Below are 16,153 nucleotides of genomic sequence, written 5' to 3' on the forward strand. Positions count from 1 at the left end.
AGCATGGAGCTGGGAGGGCGAGCCGTGGAGGGCAGCGAGACCGGCTGGAGTCAGCCGGCCGAACCGGCACCGCGGTGGCGGGCGTTGCTCGACCGGGCGCGGCTCGGTAGCCGCGGGGCTGAGCCGGCCGGGCCGGACCGGTCGGGGCCTGCGGCCCCAGCCGAGCCGTTGCCGCGACGGGCAGCCGGCAACGGCTACGCGGCCCGCGTGCCGGCAGCCGGATCGCACCTGCCGGGGCCCGGCTCGCCGCCCGCCGAGTTGGCGTACGACGCGGAGGCGCGAACCTACGGGGCTGATCCGCGGGACGCGGGGCACCGAGGTGAGCCGGCATACCGGGCCGAGCGGGGACTGCCGGCCGAGCCGGCGTATGGGGCTGCTGCGGGCTATCGGAACCCGTTGGCTCCGGGTCCGGAGCCTCGCTTCTCCGAACCAGAGTCGCCGCCGGTGCAGTCCCGCTACGCATTGCTCGACAACGGCTACCGGCATGCGCCGCCGGTAGAGAACGGCTACCGGCACGCGCCGCCGGCAGAGAACGGCTACCAGTCTGATTCGGCGTACCGGTCGGAGCCCGGGTATCGGTCTGAGCCGGCCTATCAGGCTGATCCCGGGTATCGGTCCGAGCACGACTATCGCTCTGAGCCGGTGTATCGCTCCGAACCGGCGGGTCCGGCTGATCCTGGATATCGGTCTCAGCCGGCGTACCCGTCTGAGCCGGCGTACCAGCCCGCGGTCAACCGGGGCTACGCCAGGGTGGAGTGGCGGCAGCCGTCAGCGACGAGCGGATCGGAACGCGCGGCCACCGTACTGCGGGGGGAACTCGGTAGTCCCCGGGTGCTGGCGTTCGCGAATCCCAAGGGTGGCGTACACAAAACCACTGCGACCGTGTTGGCCGCCGCGACCGTCGGCAGCGTGCGTGGCCGGGGCGTGCTGGCCTGGGACGACAACGAGCTACGGGGCACGCTCGGGCTGCGTGCGGGAAGCGCCCGGCACGCCCGTACCATCCGGCACCTGATCGGCGACCTCGCGCACATCGAGATCAAGGAAGGGCCGGAGCTGCTGGACCAGCTCGACGACTATCTCCGGCACGCCTCGGACGGCTCGTACGACGTGCTGGCGGGTGAGGAGAGTCCCCGTTTCGCCCAGCGGCTCGACCAGTTCACCGTCCGGCGGGTGCTGGAGCTGCTCCGCCGCACCCACGACGTGATCTGTGTGGACACCGGTAACAACGTGGAGAGCCCCAACTGGCGTACCGTCATGCAGGCGGCCGACCAGCTCGTGGTCACCACGGTGCCGCGGGAGGATGCCGCGTTCAGCGCTGACTGGATGCTCGACCTGCTACACGAGGTAGGCATGGGGGAGTTGGCTGACAACGCGGTGACCCTGATCTCGTGCCCGACCCCGGGGCGCAGTGAGCTCCGCGCCGACCTGGAACGACACTTCGCCACCCGGACTCGGGCGGTGACCGTGGTGCCGTATGACCCGATCCTGGAGTCCGGATCGTCAATCGAGTACCACCAGCTTCAGCCGGCGACCCGGGAGGCGTGGTTGAGCGCCGCCGCGGTGATGCTGGAGCCGTTCGCCCGCTGAGTGGGCGTGTCGTCCACCGGCGCCCCACGGCGCCGCCACTCCTGAGAGGATCACCGGGTGAGCGCGGACACCCCCGACCCCGACCGGCCCAGTTCCCGGGCCGTACCACCGGACGGCGAGTCGCCGGGCGATGGCCCCACCTCGTCGTACCCAGATCGTGCTGCGGCCGTCGGGTCGGAACCGCCCGCCTCGTTGACCTGGTATGGCGCGCCGCCCGTTGCCGAGGCGCCGCGGCCCCGGCTTCGGCCGCAGCTCGTCTGGGCGGCGGCGGGAGCGTTCGGGGTGGTGATCCTCGGTGTCCCGCTGGGGTTGCTCTGGGCCACGCTGGCCCCGGACACCCCGGTGGTGCAGACCGAGTCGGGCGCTGTCTACGGCGAGTCGCAGCCGGAGCAGCCGATCGCAGCCGACGGTTGGTTCAGCCTGCTCGGTCTCGCCTTCGGCGTCTTGGTCGCGGTCGGCCTCTGGTTCCTGCTGCGCCGCTACCGGGGTCCGATCGGGTTGGCTGCCGCCGTGCTTGGGTCGCTGGGGGCGGCGCTGGTCGCCTGGCAGGTCGGCCAACGGGTGGGGCTGGGAACCTTCGAGTACCTGTTGGCGACCGCCGCGGAGGGGCAGACCTTCGGACAACCCGCGCAACTGCGGGCCGGGGGAGTGGGGTGGTGGGGTCCACTGCCGGTGCCGTACGGCAACGTGCTGCTGCCCGCGTTTGGCGCGGCGGTCGGTTACACCCTGCTGGCGGGCTGGTCCCGTTGGCCATCGTTGCGTCCGGAGCCGATTCCCGACTGGTCGACCGGGCCGGGCGTCAGTTGGGCGTCGGCGGAGACGCCAGCTCCTTCAGCGGCACCGGAACCGCCCGGACCTGGCGCAGCAGAGCCGCCTCGCGGGTGAGTAGCCGCAGCTCGGCGCGGAGCCGGGCAGCGGTGTCGTCGATGGCGAGCAACCGCTGTCGGTCGGCGAGGGTCAGCGCGGCCGTCGCGGCGACCAGGTGCGACAGGACCGTCGGATCCTCCGGGAGCTGCTCCGAGGCCTCCTCCGGGTCGGCGCGGATCAGGCCCAGGTACTGCCGGAAGACCGCGGTCACCTGGGCGGACAGCTCTCCGGCCTCGTCCGGGGGAGGCGGCTCGGGCAACCACTGGACCTCGGCAGTCAGGTAGGGCGCGCTGGTCCGGTCAATGCTGTCTATCCGGAACCGTTGCCGACCCACGGTGACGATGTCGTAGCCCCCGTCCGGCAGCTCGGTCACCTGGCGCAGCTCGGCGGTGCAGCCCACCTCGTGCAGCGTGACGTCCTCGCCGGGTGACGGGAGGCCGTCCGGTGCGGTGGGAGCGACCTCCCAACCAGCCCGGATCGCCACCACGCCGAACTCGCGCGGCCGCTGCTCCGGCAGGGTGAGGAGGTGGCGCACCAGGGCGCGGTACCGGTCTTCGAAGATGTGTAGCGGCAGCACCAGACCGGGGAAGAGGACGGTTCCGAGCGGGAACACCGGCAGCCGCGCAGTCACGGGTCGAGGGTAGCCCGATCCTCCTCCGGAGGGTGTGTCTCGGCTCATCGTCTCGTCGTGTGGGCGGTGCCGGTCAGCCCGGACCCGAGCCGCCTAGACTCGCAAGGGTGTTGCACCGGATCGACCTACGTGGCGGGGTTCGTGACCCGCGCCGCCTGCTGCCCCGTGCCCGGCTCGATGTCTCCGCGGCTGTCGAGCAGATCCGCCCGCTCGTGGCGGAGGTGCGGGAGCATGGCTACTCAGCGATCCGGGCGGCGAGTGAGCGGTTCGACGGGGTCTCGCCGGAGCTGCTGCGGGTCCCGGTGGAGGTGATCGCCGAGGCCGAGGGGAAGCTCGACCCGCAGGTCCGCGCGGCGTTGTTGGAGTCGATCAACCGGGCTCGCCGGGTGCACGCCGCGCAGCGCCGCAGTGACCACACCACGCAGGTCGTGCCGGGTGGCACGGTCACCGAGCGTTGGGTGCCGGTTGATCGGGTCGGGCTCTATGTGCCCGGTGGTCTGGCGATGTACCCGTCAACGGTGGTCATGAACGTGGTGCCCGCGCAGGAGGCCGGGGTGCGTTCGCTGGTTGTGGCCAGTCCGCCGCGCAGGGACAACGGCGGGTTGCCCGACGCGCGGGTACTCGCCGCCTGCGCCCTGCTTGGGGTGACCGAGGTGTATGCCGTCGGCGGCGCGCAGGCAGTGGCGATGCTCGCGTACGGCAGTTCGGTTGACCCCGACAGCACCGCCTTCTGTGCGCCGGTTGACCTGATCACCGGCCCGGGCAACATCTGGGTCACCGCCGCGAAGCGGTTGCTGCGGGGCGTGGTCGGCATCGACGCCGAGGCCGGCCCCACCGAGATCGCGATCCTGGCCGACCACACCGCCGATCCGGTGCATGTGGCCGCCGACCTGATCAGCCAAGCCGAGCACGACCCGCTCGCGGCGAGCGTGCTGGTCACACCGTCGGTGGAGCTGGCCGACGCGGTGGACCAGGAGTTGGCCCGGCAGGTACCGGCGACCCGGCACACCGAGCGGGTCAGCACCGCGCTCAGCGGAGAGCAGAGCGGCATCGTCCTCGTTGCGGACCTGGCGGCCGGGCTGCGGGTGGTGGACGCCTACGCGGCCGAGCATCTGGAGATCCAGACCGAGAACGCCCGCGAGTGGGCACTGCGGGTGCGCAACGCCGGGGCGATCTTCGTCGGTGCCTGGTCGCCGGTGTCGCTCGGCGACTACTGCGCCGGCTCCAACCATGTGCTGCCTACCGGGGGCTGTGCTCGGCACTCGTCAGGCCTGTCGGTGCAGTCCTTTCTGCGCGGTGTCCACCTGGTGGAGTACACGCAGGAGGCGCTACGGGACGTGGCGCCGCACGTGGTCGCCCTGGCGAGGGTGGAGGACCTGCCAGCACACGGCCAGGCGGTCACCGCTCGGCTGTCGGAGGAAGCATCGTGACCAGCCTGGACGATCTGCCGATCCGGGCGGACCTACGCGGGCTGACCCCGTACGGGGCGCCGCAGCTGGACGTGTCGGTGCGGTTGAACACGAACGAGAACTCGTACCCGGTGCCGGACGCGGTGGCCGAGACGATCGGCAGGGCGATCGCCGCCGAGCTGCGGGACCTCAACCGGTACCCGGACCGGGACGCGGTGGCGCTCCGTGGCGACCTGGCGGCGTATCTGGGTGCCGAGTTCAATCTTGATCAAATATGGGCGGCCAACGGCTCCAACGAGGTCCACCAGCAACTGCTCCAGGTCTTCGGTGGGCCGGGGCGGACCGCGCTCGGTTTCCTGCCGGCGTACTCGATGCATCCGCTGCTGGCGCTCGGCACCGGCACCCGGTGGGCACCGGCCCGGCGCGGCGTCGACTTCGGGCTGACCGTCGCCGAGGCGGTGGCACAGGTCCGTGAGCACCGTCCGGACGTGGTCTTTCTCTGCTCGCCGAACAATCCCACCGGCACCGTCCTGGACCTGGCCGTGGTCACCGCGGTGCTGGCCGAGGCGCCGGGGATGGTGGTGGTCGACGAGGCCTACGCGGAGTTCGCCCGGGCCGGCACGGTCAGCGCCCTGTCGTTGTTGGGTGACCACCCCCGGCTGGTGGTGACCCGTACCATGAGCAAGGCGTTCGGGTTCGCCGGCGGCCGGCTGGGCTACCTGGCCGCCGACCCGGCGGTGGTGGCGGCCGTGCAACTCGTCCGGCTGCCCTACCACCTCTCGGCGCTGACGCAGGCGGCGGCGCGGGCCGCCCTGGCGCATCGCGACGAGCTGCTGAGCACCGTCTCGGCGATTAAGGTGCAGCGGGACCGGATCGTGACCGAGCTCCGGGCCCGCGGTCACCGGGTCGCCGACAGCGACGCCAACTTCGTGTTGTTCGAGGTCGGCGGGGACCAGTGCGCCGCATGGCAGGTCCTGCTCGACGCCGGGGTCCTGGTTCGTGACGTCGGCCTGCCCGGCTGGTTGCGGGTCACCGCCGGCACCCCCGCCGAGACCGATGCCTTCCTGATCGCTGTGGAGAAGCTTTCGTCATGAGTCGCACTGCCCGGGTCGAGCGGGTCACCAAGGAAACCAAGGTTCTCGTCGAGATCGACCTCGACGGTAGCGGAAAGGCCGATATCGAGACCGGTGTCGGCTTCTATGACCACATGCTGCACCAGATCGCCCGGCACGGCGGGTTTGACCTCACCGTGCACACCGTCGGTGACCTTCACATCGACGCACATCACACGATGGAGGACACGGCGTTGGCGCTGGGCGCCGCGGTTGATCGCGCGCTGGGTGACCGGGCGGGCATCCGGCGGTACGGCTCGGCTACCGTTCCGATGGATGAGGTGTTAGTCCGGGCCGCCGTCGACCTCTCGGGGAGGCCGTACGTCGTGCACGACGAGCCGGCGCTCGCCCCGTACATCGGACCGGTCTACCCGACCAGCATGACCCGACATGTCTGGGAGTCCTTCGGTCAGTCGGCCCGGGTCACGCTGCACGTGGACGTGCTGCGGGCGGCCCGGCCGGGCGGGCACCCCGACGCCCACCACGTGGTGGAGGCGCAGTTCAAGGCGGTGTCCCGGGCGTTGCGCGAGGCGACGGCCATGGACCCTCGGTTTGCCGGCGTGGTGCCCAGCACGAAGGGAAGACTGTGAGGACCGTGGTCGTTGGTGGAGGGTGGCGCTGATGGGTGGGGTGCTACCGACCCTGCTGCTGATTCTGGCCGGGGTGCTGGTCGGCGGGGCACTCTCGTTGCACCGGCAGGGGGTGCCTCGTGCGGTGGTGCTCACCACCGCGGCGCTGGCCATGTTGGCGGCGGTCGCCGGGGGCCTGTGGTTGCTGCCAGGGGAGGGTTCGTGAGCAGGGTCGCGGTGCTGGACTACGGGTCGGGGAATCTTCGCTCCGTGGAGCGCGCCCTCGCGGCGGTCGGCGCGGAGGTGACGGTGACCGACGATCTGGCCGCTGCCGCCGATGCGGATGGCCTGGTGGTCCCCGGCGTCGGGGCTTTCGCCGCCTGCATGGCGGGGATAGCGGCGCTGGGTGCCGGTCCGGTGATTGTCGAGCGGGTCGGCGCCGGGCGTCCGGTGCTCGGCATCTGTGTCGGCATGCAGGTGCTCTTCGAGCGCGGTATCGAGAACGGTGTGGTGACCAATGGTCTTGGGCTGCTGCCCGGGCAGGTGGGTCAACTCTCCGCGGTGCGGCTGCCGCACATGGGCTGGAACACGGTCTCTCCGCCGGCCGATTCGGTGCTCTTCGCCGGCCTGGCCCAGAGCCGGTTCTACTTCGTCCACTCCTATGCGGTGGGCGGGGCGGCCGCGCTGGCGGCTGCCGGGGTCGCCGTGACCACCGCCCAGCACGGGGCGGAGTTCGTGGCGGCTGTGGAGCGGGGTCCACTCAGCGCCGTCCAGTTCCATCCGGAGAAGTCCGCCGACACTGGTGCCGCACTGCTGCGAAACTGGTTGGGTACGCTCTCGGCGAGCGCCCAGCCGGCGACCGGCCGCTCTGCTGGGGAGCATCGGTGAGTAAGGAGCGGGCACGGCGTCGGGCCGCTCGGGAGGCGGAGGCAGCGCAGCGGCGGGCGGCGCGGCAGCGGCAGCTCGCCCGGCAGGCCCAGCGGCGCGCGCTGCTTCGTCGGCTGATCCCGACGGTACACCGGGGGCGGGTCGGCCGGCTGCCCCGGCGAACCCGAGGCGAGCGCGCCGCGATCGTGCTGTCGACGGTGGCCGTGATCCTGATGATCTGGACCCTAGTAGATGATCTTGCCTTGCGGTTCGGGCTGGTCGCGCTCCTGCTGCTCGTACTGCCGGCGATCGTGGTGATCGCCTTGGACCGTCGTTCCTGAGCTGAGGAGATTTCTGTGAGCCTCACCCTGTTGCCCGCCGTCGATGTCGCTGCCGGGCAAGCCGTCCGGTTGGTGCAGGGCGCCGCCGGCAGTGAGACCGTCTACGGCGACCCCCTCGACGCCGCGTTGGCCTGGCAGCGGGACGGGGCGGAGTGGATTCACCTGGTTGACCTGGATGCGGCCTTCGGTCAGGGCTCCAACGCGGAGCTGCTCGCCAATGTGGTGCGTCGCCTGGACGTGCGGGTGGAGCTCTCCGGCGGAGTCCGGGACGATGCGTCGTTGCGGGCCGCACTGGCGACCGGGGCCGCTCGGGTCAATGTCGGCACCGCCGCACTGGAGGATCCCCAGTGGTGCGATCGGGTCTGCGGCGAGTACGGCGACCGGGTGGCGATCGGCCTTGATGTGCGAGGGCAGACCCTGTCCGCCCGGGGCTGGACCCGTGACGGCGGCGACCTGTGGGAGGTGCTGGCGCGGCTGGACCGGGCCGGTGCGTCCCGGTACGTGGTCACCGACATCACCAAGGACGGCACGATGCACGGGCCGAACCTGGACCTGCTCCGTGACGTCTGCGCCCGCACCAGCGCTCCGGTGATCGCGTCCGGTGGTGTCTCGACCCTGGCCGACCTGCGTGCGCTGGCCGCCCTGGAGCCGGTCGGGGTGGAGGGGGTAATCGCCGGCAAGGCGCTGTATGCGGGTGCCTTCACCGTGGCCGAGGCGTTGCGGACACTGGCCGACGCCTGATCTCACCCGGCGCCCTTGCCGCGCCGCTGCCCGCCGGCATCCTTGGCCCACGGGGGTGCGTTGTCCCTCGTACCGGTGCTTGGGGAGTCAGGAGGGCGCGTAGCGCGCAGTTTAGTTGTGCACAACTAAACTGCGCGCTACGCTTTTCTGGTGACCGATGATCTGGTGCTGCGGCGGCAGGTGTGCTTCGCGCTCTACACCGCGTCGCGCGCCATGGCCGATGTCTACCGGCCCATCCTCGCCGAGTTCGGGTTGACCTACCCGCAGTATCTCGTGCTGCTGGTGCTCTGGGAATGCGAACAGGAGCAGCCACCGACGGTCTCTGGCCTCGGCGCCCGGCTGCAGCTGGACTCCGGAACGCTCTCCCCACTGCTCAAGCGGCTGGAGGTGGCGGGCCTGGTGGTCCGGCGGCGGTCGGCGGCCGATGAGCGACGGGTGGCGGTGGAGCTGAACCCGGCGGGGTGGGCCCTGCGTGAACGCATGGCCGACGTTCCCCGCCAGCTGGCCCAGGCGACCGGGCTCGACGCCGACGATCTCGTCATCCTGCGCGACACCCTCACTCGGATCACCAGAACGATCCACCAATACAAGGAGCAGTAGCAATCATGAGCAAGACCGCCAACCGTGAGATCCAGCTAGCCTCGCGGCCGCAGGGTTGGCCGACCGAGGAGAACTTCCGGTTGGTCTCCACCGACATCCCCACCCCGGGTCCGGGGCAGATCGTGGTTCGGAACACCTTCATTTCCGTCGACCCGTACATGCGGGGGCGGATGAATGACGTTGCCTCCTACGTCCCGCCGTTCGCGCTGGACGCGCCGCTCGACGGCGGGGCGGTTGGTGAGGTGGTGGCGAGCGAGGCCGACGGCTTCGCCCTCGGCGACACCGTGTTCCACGGGCTCGGCTGGCGGGAGTACGCGCTGCTGGACGCCACGACCGTCCGGAAGGTAGACCCTGCCCTCGCCCCGCTCAGCACCTACCTCGGGGTGTTGGGAATGACCGGGCTCACCGCGTACGCCGGACTGCTCGAGGTCGCCGCGATGCAACCGGGGGAGACCGTCTTTGTCTCCGGTGCAGCCGGTGCGGTGGGCAGCATGGTGGGCCAGATCGCCAAGCTTCGCGGCGCAGCCCGGGTGGTCGGCAGTGCCGGCTCGCCGGCCAAGGTCGAACGGCTGCAGGCGCTCGGCTTCGACGCTGCCTTCGACTACCACGACGCCCCGGTGCGGGAGTCGCTGGGTGCCGCCGCGCCGGACGGGATCGACGTCTACTTCGACAACGTGGGCGGCGAGCACCTGGAGGCGGCGATCGGCGCGATGCGGCAGAACGGCCGGGCCGCGATCTGCGGGATGATCGCACAGTACAACGCGACCGAGCCACCGGCCGCCCCGCGCAACCTGGCGATGATCATCAGAAACCGGCTCACCCTGCGCGGCTTCATCGTCTCTGACCACGGGCATCTGGGCGAGCAGTTCGTGCAGGAGGTCGGCGGCTGGCTGCGCGACGGGAAGCTCAGCTACGACGAGACGATCATTGACGGCATCGAGAATGCTCCGGCGGCCTTCCTGGGCATGCTCCGCGGTGAGAACCTCGGCAAGATGCTGGTCCGGGTGTGAGCCCTGGTCCCGCCGTGCCTCGGCGGTAGGGATGCGTCTTGTCCAACGCGATTCGCCGGTGGTCGGCAGTACACGACGACCACCGGCGAATCGTGTTGGCTAGGCTGGCGGCATGTCCCTGGCCGTACGCGTGATTCCCTGCCTCGACGTGGACGCCGGGCGGGTGGTCAAGGGCGTCAACTTCCTCAACCTGCGGGACGCGGGTGACCCGGTGGAGCGGGCCGCGGCGTACAACCGGGCGGGGGCTGACGAGCTGACGTTCCTGGATGTAACCGCCTCGGTGAGTGACCGCGGCACGATGCTGGACGTGGTCCGCCGCACGGCGGAGTCCGTTTTTATTCCGCTCACCGTCGGTGGCGGGGTGCGGCAGGTCAGTGACGTGGACGCGCTGCTGCGCGCGGGGGCGGACAAGGTCGGCGTGAACACCGCGGCGATCGCCCGCCCCGAGCTGATCGGGGAAATCGCTGACCGGTTCGGTCGGCAGGTGCTGGTGCTCTCCCTCGACGTGCGGCGCGCCTCCTCCGCCGCCACGACCAGCGGGTTCGAGGTGACCACGCACGGCGGCCGGCGTGGTACCGGCATCGATGCCATTGACTGGGCTCGGCGCGGTGCCGAGCTGGGCGCGGGTGAGATCCTGCTCAACTCGATGGATGCCGACGGCACCAAGACCGGTTTTGATCTCGAGCTGATTCGCGCGGTGCGGGCGGTGGTCAACGTGCCGGTGGTCGCCAGTGGGGGCGCGGGGGAGGCGGGCCACTTTCCACCGGCGATCGACGCCGGTGCCGACACGGTGCTCGCCGCGAGCGTCTTCCACTTCGGCCAACTCACCGTTGGTGAAGTCAAGGACGCGCTTCGCGAGGCCGGTCACCCGGTTCGCTGACCTGCCTCGGCGGCCAGCGGATGGGCCGCGCCCGTCAGTCCCGGCGGGCGTGCTTCCTGGGGGAACGTCGCGGCGTCGGGATGGAACGTACCGCATACTCCTGGACCGCCGCCGCGTGCTCGGCCTCGTCCAGATGCCAGTCCGCGTCGCCCGGGGTGTGCCGACGGCTCAACGCGCCCTGCACGGTGTCGACCGTGGTGGCCAGGCCGGCGTGGGGGCGGGTGCGCCAGAGCCGTTCTCCCTCCGGTGTGATCCGGAACCAGCCGTCGGTGACGCTGACCAGGCCGGTGCCGACCAACCGGCGGATCGCAACCTCGACCTCCTGCCGTTCGGGGATCGCGCGGTTGAGGTGGTCGGCGGTGGAGAGAACGTCGGTGAGACGGACACCTAAGGGCCGTCGGCTGGACGCTGCTCGACGGTGCCGGCCGGCCCCATGTGCGATCACCAACGAAACGAAGATCCACGCGTCCGTCCACTGCCACTGTCTCTCCCCCATGGCCAGATTGTGCCGATCCTGCGCCGGAAAGGAAACACCTCCTCTCGTTGGGCTACAACGGGTCGTCCTGTGCGTCGCTAGCGGTGAGCCGGACAGCCGCTGGGGGGTCGGCGTGACGGGGGCAGTGCGCGGGAGCGCACGGCTCAACCGGAAGCCGGGACTGGGGTGGGGGTGGGGGTGGGCGGAGGAGGGACCGTCACGCGGGGCAGCACGAACTGGGTCAGCGGGCCGATGGCCAGGGCATACGCCACCGTGCCGGGGCCGACCGCGCCGCCGAGCAGCCAGCCCAGTCCCAGTACGGCGACCTCGATGATGGTGCGGACGAGCCGGATCGAGAATCGTGGCCGGCGGGCGACGAAGCCGGTCATCAGGCCGTCGCGGGGGCCGGGGCCGAGCCGGGTGCCGAGATAGAGTCCGGTCGCCGTGCCGTTGGCGACGATCCCGCCGACGAGTAGGGCGGTTCGGGTGGCGAGCGGCAGGTCCGCCGGTAGCAGGGCGAGGGTGGCGTCCACCACGAGCCCGACCACCACCACATTGCTGACCGTGCCGAGGCCCGGCCGCTGCCGCAGCGGGATCCACAGCAGCAGTACCAGCGTCCCGACCGCGATGGTCACCGTGCCGAAGGAGAGCCCGGTGTGTCCGGCGAGCCCTTGGTGGAAGACGTCCCAGGGGTCCAGGCCGAGGCCGGAGCGGATCAACAGAGCCATGCTCACGCCGTAGAGGCTGAGCCCAGCGTAGAGCTGGGTCAGCCGTCGCGCGGGTCGATAGCTGAGATTGCCAATCTGGTTCACGCATGCCAATCTAGTAACCAATCAGGCAACCAGTAGAGCCAATAATGGTGGAGTGGCCCCCATGACGAGTCAGATACGCGGAAACCAATTGGCCCGGCTGCTCGGCCAGTGGCATGCGCTCCCCGGTCGTCGGCGCAGCCCCGACTACGCGGCACTGGCCGCCGCCATCCGGGGGCTGCTCGCCGACGGGCGGCTTCCGCTGGGCGCCCGTCTGCCGGCCGAGCGCGAGCTGGCCGAGGCCCTGCGGATCAGCCGCACCACGGTCACCGCGGCGTATCGGGAACTCCGGGACAGCGGACACCTCGCCAGCCGGCGGGGTGCGGGCAGCTGGACCATGCTTCCCGGCAACCACCGGATGGCGGGAAGCGGCCTGTGGACTCCGCTGGACGACCGCGAGATGCTTGATCTTGGAGTCGCGGCCCTGGCCGCCCCGCCCGAGCTGCTGCCCGCCGCCCAAGCCGCCGCCGCAGACCTGCCCCGCTACCTGGGTGGGGCGGGCTACCACCCGACCGGCATCAGCGAACTGCGGGAGGCCGTCGCCCGCACGTACGACGAACGGGGCCTACCCACCTCACCCGAGCAGGTCATGGTCACCAACGGCACCCAGCACGCCCTGGACCTGGTGCTCCGCCTCACGCACAGTCCGGGCAGCAGTGTCCTGATGGAGGCGCCCAGCTACCCGAACGCCCTGGCCGCGCTGCACGCCCGGCGGGCCCGCATCAGCACTCACGGCCTCGCCCCGGATGCCCTCGGCTGGGACGCTGACCTCCTGCTTGGCGCCCTCCGCCAGGGGCGACCCAAGCTGGCCTACCTGATCCCCGACTTTCAGAACCCGACCGGACACCTGATGTCGGCCCAGCTGCGGGAACGGCTGGTCTCCACCGCTCACGCCGTCGGCTCCGAGCTCGTGATCGACGAGTCGTTTGTGGACCTGTCCCTGGCCAGTGGGGTGATGCCCCCGCCCACGGCCAGCTTCGACCGACACTCCCGGGTGTTCACCGTCGGGGGGATGAGCAAGGCGTACTGGGGCGGGCTGCGGATCGGCTGGATTCGTGCGTCCGCGCCACAGGTGCAGCGGCTCGCTGCTGTCCGGGTCGGGGTGGACATGGCGAGTCCGGTGCTGGACCAGTTGGTCGCCGTCCACCTGCTGGCGCGGAGGCCGGCGATCGTGGCTGCCCGGCGAGCCCAGCTCACCGCCCAGCGGGACGTCTTGCTCGGTGCCCTCGCCGAGCGCCTGCCCGAGTGGCGGGTGACCGCGCCGCACGGCGGGGTCAACCTCTGGGCGGAGCTCGACGGTCCGGTCTCCAGCGCACTCGCCCGCGCCGCCGAGCAGGTGGGCGTTCGCCTCGCCCCCGGTCCCCGGTTCGGTCTCGACGGCACGCTGGAGCGCTTCCTGCGGTTGCCGTTCACCCTGCCCGAGGCCGACCTGGTGGAGGCGGTCGACCGGATCGCCGCCGTCCGCTACGACCTGGACCGCGCCGGTCGGCCGCAGTGGTCGGAGCCGGCCGTCATCGCCTGAACCCGCGCAGCGCCAGCCCAGACGGGAGTGTTCGGCCGTCCGGCCAGGTCAGGTACGGCTGGCGGGTGGAACTTTTCGACCGTGCGGGCGTTTCACAGCCCCAACTGGGCGTCGCGCAGCCGGTCGGCCGGGCCCGGCGGGCCGTCGATCTGCACCCGCGCCGCCCGTTGCCGTCCGCTCAGGAAGAGCACCAGCTCACCGGGGGCACCCACCAACCGGAGCTGCTCACCGCCCCGGCCAGCGGGTCGCTGCCCATACCCCGGGGCCTGGACCAGCACTTCGGCTGGGAAACGGCGCAGCGTCAGCCGGGCCAGCCCCGCTGCCCGCTTCCACAGCGCCTGTTGCAGCCCCGCCGGCAGGTCGCGGGGCTGCCAGTCGGCTTGCGCCCGGCGAACGTCCTCATGGTGGATGAAGAACTCCATCGTGTTGGCCGCCTCGTCGAGCAGCGGATTGCTGATCGGGCTCCACACCGGCGGCTGACGCACCTGGTCAACCAGCCGCTCCCAGGGGCGGGCGGCGAGCTGGCGGCGGACCCGCTCGGCGTACCCGCGTAGCGGCGGTAGCAGGATGCCGCCGGCGGCGTCCGGGCGGCGTTCCCGCAGCACCAGGTGGGCGGCGAGGTCCCGGGTGGCCCAACCCTCGTTGAGCGTGGGTGCGTCCGGTCCCAGCGTCTGCATAAGGTCGGCGAGCGTCTTTCGCTCCGATCGGGCGTACTGCGGCATGCCTTGATGGTAGGCCCAGCACGTCCGGCTACGCCGGTTGCACCGCATCGGATGCCCGCCCGAGTCGGCAGACCTGGTTCCAGCGGGTAAGGATAGGAGAGATAATGGCGACTTACGGCGGGGGAGAACGTGGCGAGCGGGACGAGTCGGGACGTGCTCTGGCGAGGGCTGGTCGTCCTCGGCCGGGCGATTCGGGAACAACCCAGGATCTTCGCGGTCGCGGCGAGCTCCAGTGTGCTCTTCGGCCTGCTGATCGTCACCAGCGCGTATGTGGTGGGTGCGGTGGTCGGCGACGTGGTCGTTCCGGCGATCGCCGAGGGCTCGGTGCCCACCGCTGCGCTCGCCCTGGCCGCCGCTGCGCTGTTCGGGCTCAGCGTGCTGCGGGTGGTCGGCATCCTCGGCCGCCGGCTCGGGGCCGGCTACATGCAGTTTCGGCTCCAGGCCGCCTACCGTCGGCGGGTCACCCGCCGGTATCTTGACCTGCCGCTCTCCTGGCACCAGCGCAACGCGACCGGCACCCTGCTGTCCAACGCGAACTCCGACGTCGAGGCCGCGTGGTACCCGGTGGCCCCGCTGCCCTTCGCCGTGGGCACGCTGGTGATGCTGGTCGGGGCGGTGGTCTCACTCTTCGTCACCGACTGGGCGCTCGCTCTGGTCGGGTTGGGTGTCTTCCCGGCGCTCTTCGCGCTCAACGTCGTCTACTCCCGTCGGATGGCCCCCCGGCAGGCCCGCGCCCAGCGGCTGCGGGCCGAGGTCAGCGGTATCGCCCACGAGAGCTTCGACGGCGCGCTGGTGGTCAAGACGATGGGTCGGGAGGCGCAGGAGACCGAGCGGTTCGCCGCCCGCGCCCGCGACCTTCGGGACGCGCTGGTGTCCGTGGGGCGGCTGCGCGGCGTCTTCGACCCCATGCTGGAGACCCTGCCCGGCCTCGGGACGCTCGCCGTGCTGGTGGTCGGCACCCTTCGGTTGCGGCAGGGCGCGATCAGTGTGGCGGAGCTGGTCAGCGTCGCCTTCCTCTTCACCGTGCTGGCGTTCCCGGTCCGTGCGATCGGCTGGGTCCTGGCCGAGCTGCCGCGCAGCGTCGCCGGCTGGGAACGGGTCCGCCGGGTACTCGACGCCACCGGCGAGATGCCGTACGGCCCGATGACGCTCGACCCCGACGACGCCGGCCCGGCAACCCTCACCTTCCGCGACGTCCACTTCGCGTACGAGCCGGCCGAGGCGCACCTGCCCGGCGCCGAGGTGCTGGGTGAGGTCGGTTTCACCGTGCCGGCGGGGCGGACGGTCGCCCTGGTCGGGCCGACCGGCGCGGGGAAGTCCACCATCACCTCGCTCGCTGTTCGGCTGGTTGACCCGCGTGCGGGCGCCGTCGAGGTGGACGGGGTGGACATACGCGACCTCACCGCGGACTCGCTGGCCCGTACTGTCGCGCATGTGGCGCAGGTGCCGTTCGTCTTTGACGATTCGGTGCGGGCGAACATCACCCTGGACCGTCCCGGCCTCGGTGATGAGCAGGTCTGGGCGGCGCTGCGGTTGGCGGGTGCGGAGGGGTTCGTCGCCGCGCTCCCGGAGGGCCTGGACACCCGGGTCGGTGAGCGGGGCACGTCGCTGTCCGGGGGGCAGCGGCAGCGGCTCACCCTGGCCCGAGCCCTCGTCGGTCGGCCGCGTCTGCTGGTGCTGGATGACGCGACCAGCGCGGTCGATCCGCGGGTGGAGGCGGCGATCCTGGCCGGGCTGCGGGCCGCGGAGCCGGGGAGAGCGGCGACGTCGATCCTGGTGGTCGCCTACCGGCGGGCGACCATCGCCCTCGCCGACGAGGTGGTCTACCTGGAGCACGGGCGGGTGATAGCCCGGGGCACGCACACCGACCTGCTCGCCACCGTGCCCGGATACGCCGATCTGGTCACCGCCTACGAGCAGGCCGATGCGGAGCAGGCCCAGCAGCAGGGGTACGACGAGGTCCCACCGCCGCTGACAACCGGCCTCGAACTGGAGGTGGACCGGTGAGTCG

At 71.4% G+C, this 16,153-nt stretch carries 18 protein-coding genes; 14 read left to right on the forward strand and 4 right to left on the reverse strand.

The window, feature by feature from the left end; genetic code table 11:
- The first annotated feature begins 3 nt into the window (after positions 1–3).
- Both K228_RS0107730 and K228_RS0107735 read left to right on the forward strand, forming a co-directional pair.
- Entirely contained in the window at positions 4–1,587 is a 1,584-nt protein-coding gene (locus K228_RS0107730; protein ID WP_025617911.1) for an AAA family ATPase, read from the forward strand.
- Between the two features lie 57 nt (positions 1,588–1,644).
- The gene (locus K228_RS0107735; protein ID WP_025617912.1) at positions 1,645–2,472 is read left to right on the forward strand and encodes a DUF2567 domain-containing protein; all 828 of its coding nucleotides are present in this window, start codon (positions 1,645–1,647) and stop codon (positions 2,470–2,472) included.
- Here the strand turns inward: K228_RS0107735 and K228_RS0107740 are convergent.
- On the reverse strand, positions 2,387–3,085 hold the full coding sequence (locus tag K228_RS0107740; protein WP_025617913.1) for an LON peptidase substrate-binding domain-containing protein: 699 nt from the start codon (positions 3,083–3,085) through the stop codon (positions 2,387–2,389). The genes K228_RS0107735 and K228_RS0107740 overlap by 86 nt on opposite strands.
- 107 nt (positions 3,086–3,192) lie before the next feature.
- Between K228_RS0107740 and hisD the strand changes: the two genes are divergently transcribed.
- The 10 genes from hisD to hisF all read left to right on the forward strand — a co-directional run bounded on the left by hisD (position 3,193) and on the right by hisF (position 10,614).
- On the forward strand, positions 3,193–4,515 hold the full coding sequence (hisD, locus tag K228_RS0107745) for a histidinol dehydrogenase (protein WP_025617914.1): 1,323 nt from the start codon (positions 3,193–3,195) through the stop codon (positions 4,513–4,515).
- Positions 4,512–5,588 carry a histidinol-phosphate transaminase gene (locus tag K228_RS0107750; RefSeq protein ID WP_025617915.1) on the forward strand — a complete coding sequence of 359 codons (1,077 nt, stop codon included), beginning with the start codon at positions 4,512–4,514 and terminating at the stop codon, positions 5,586–5,588. The genes hisD and K228_RS0107750 overlap by 4 nt, the downstream gene beginning before the upstream one ends.
- On the forward strand, positions 5,585–6,196 hold the full coding sequence (gene hisB, locus K228_RS0107755; RefSeq protein WP_025617916.1) for an imidazoleglycerol-phosphate dehydratase HisB: 612 nt from the start codon (positions 5,585–5,587) through the stop codon (positions 6,194–6,196). Before K228_RS0107750 ends, hisB begins: the two co-directional genes overlap by 4 nt.
- 31 nt (positions 6,197–6,227) lie before the next feature.
- On the forward strand, positions 6,228–6,401 hold the full coding sequence (locus tag K228_RS28770; RefSeq protein WP_188116178.1) for a hypothetical protein: 174 nt from the start codon (positions 6,228–6,230) through the stop codon (positions 6,399–6,401).
- A complete protein-coding gene (hisH, locus tag K228_RS0107765; protein ID WP_025617917.1) occupies positions 6,398–7,063 on the forward strand; it encodes an imidazole glycerol phosphate synthase subunit HisH in 666 nt (221 codons plus the stop codon). The genes K228_RS28770 and hisH overlap by 4 nt, the downstream gene beginning before the upstream one ends.
- The gene (locus K228_RS0107770; protein WP_025617918.1) at positions 7,060–7,383 is read left to right on the forward strand and encodes a hypothetical protein; all 324 of its coding nucleotides are present in this window, start codon (positions 7,060–7,062) and stop codon (positions 7,381–7,383) included. The genes hisH and K228_RS0107770 overlap by 4 nt, the downstream gene beginning before the upstream one ends.
- 15 nt (positions 7,384–7,398) lie before the next feature.
- Positions 7,399–8,124 (forward strand): bifunctional 1-(5-phosphoribosyl)-5-((5-phosphoribosylamino)methylideneamino)imidazole-4-carboxamide isomerase/phosphoribosylanthranilate isomerase PriA, encoded by a 726-nt coding sequence (gene priA, locus K228_RS0107775; protein ID WP_025617919.1) that lies wholly within the window; start codon positions 7,399–7,401, stop codon positions 8,122–8,124.
- A gap of 150 nt (positions 8,125–8,274) precedes the next feature.
- Positions 8,275–8,724, forward strand: coding sequence for a MarR family winged helix-turn-helix transcriptional regulator (locus K228_RS0107780; protein WP_025617920.1), 450 nt, complete (start codon positions 8,275–8,277; stop codon positions 8,722–8,724).
- 5 nt (positions 8,725–8,729) lie between these two features.
- Positions 8,730–9,734, forward strand: coding sequence for an NADP-dependent oxidoreductase (locus tag K228_RS0107785; RefSeq protein WP_025617921.1), 1,005 nt, complete (start codon positions 8,730–8,732; stop codon positions 9,732–9,734).
- Positions 9,735–9,846: 112 nt separating this feature from the next.
- Positions 9,847–10,614 carry an imidazole glycerol phosphate synthase subunit HisF gene (gene hisF / locus K228_RS0107790; protein ID WP_025617922.1) on the forward strand — a complete coding sequence of 256 codons (768 nt, stop codon included), beginning with the start codon at positions 9,847–9,849 and terminating at the stop codon, positions 10,612–10,614.
- A gap of 34 nt (positions 10,615–10,648) precedes the next feature.
- Here the strand turns inward: hisF and K228_RS0107795 are convergent, their stop codons facing one another.
- Positions 10,649–11,110, reverse strand: a complete 462-nt coding sequence (locus K228_RS0107795) for a hypothetical protein (RefSeq protein ID WP_025617923.1) — start codon at positions 11,108–11,110, stop codon at positions 10,649–10,651.
- Positions 11,111–11,253: 143 nt separating this feature from the next.
- Positions 11,254–11,901 carry a membrane protein YczE gene (gene yczE, locus K228_RS0107800; protein ID WP_025617924.1) on the reverse strand — a complete coding sequence of 216 codons (648 nt, stop codon included), beginning with the start codon at positions 11,899–11,901 and terminating at the stop codon, positions 11,254–11,256.
- Between the two features lie 61 nt (positions 11,902–11,962).
- Here yczE and yczR point away from each other — a divergent pair, with 61 nt between their 5' ends.
- Positions 11,963–13,420: a MocR-like transcription factor YczR gene (yczR, locus tag K228_RS0107805; RefSeq protein WP_025617925.1), complete on the forward strand. Its 1,458-nt coding sequence runs from the start codon at positions 11,963–11,965 to the stop codon at positions 13,418–13,420.
- Positions 13,421–13,512: 92 nt separating this feature from the next.
- On the opposite strand, the gene K228_RS0107810 is transcribed toward yczR, so the two are convergent.
- A complete protein-coding gene (locus tag K228_RS0107810; protein WP_025617926.1) occupies positions 13,513–14,142 on the reverse strand; it encodes a TIGR03085 family metal-binding protein in 630 nt (209 codons plus the stop codon).
- Between the two features lie 129 nt (positions 14,143–14,271).
- Between K228_RS0107810 and K228_RS0107815 the strand changes: the two genes are divergently transcribed.
- Entirely contained in the window at positions 14,272–16,149 is a 1,878-nt protein-coding gene (locus K228_RS0107815) for an ABC transporter ATP-binding protein (protein ID WP_029723408.1), read from the forward strand.
- Positions 16,150–16,153: the final 4 nt, after the last annotated feature.

Origin of the sequence: Salinispora cortesiana, assembly GCF_000484695.1 — a bacterium.
In the GTDB taxonomy this organism is placed as follows: Bacteria; Actinomycetota; Actinomycetes; order Mycobacteriales; family Micromonosporaceae; genus Micromonospora; species Micromonospora cortesiana.

Excerpts from the sequence above, each read along its gene's own strand:
- K228_RS0107730 (WP_025617911.1), top strand. The coding sequence starts at position 4 with ATGGAGCTGGGAGGGCGAGCCGTGGAGGGCAGCGAGACCGGCTGGAGT.
- hisB (WP_025617916.1), top strand. The coding sequence starts at position 5,585 with ATGAGTCGCACTGCCCGGGTCGAGCGGGTCACCAAGGAAACCAAGGTT.
- K228_RS28770 (WP_188116178.1), top strand. The coding sequence starts at position 6,228 with ATGGGTGGGGTGCTACCGACCCTGCTGCTGATTCTGGCCGGGGTGCTG.
- K228_RS0107785 (WP_025617921.1), top strand. The coding sequence starts at position 8,730 with ATGAGCAAGACCGCCAACCGTGAGATCCAGCTAGCCTCGCGGCCGCAG.
- hisF (WP_025617922.1), top strand. The coding sequence starts at position 9,847 with ATGTCCCTGGCCGTACGCGTGATTCCCTGCCTCGACGTGGACGCCGGG.
- K228_RS0107795 (WP_025617923.1), bottom strand. The coding sequence starts at position 11,110 with ATGGGGGAGAGACAGTGGCAGTGGACGGACGCGTGGATCTTCGTTTCG.
- yczR (WP_025617925.1), top strand. The coding sequence starts at position 11,963 with ATGACGAGTCAGATACGCGGAAACCAATTGGCCCGGCTGCTCGGCCAG.
- K228_RS0107810 (WP_025617926.1), bottom strand. The coding sequence starts at position 14,142 with ATGCCGCAGTACGCCCGATCGGAGCGAAAGACGCTCGCCGACCTTATG.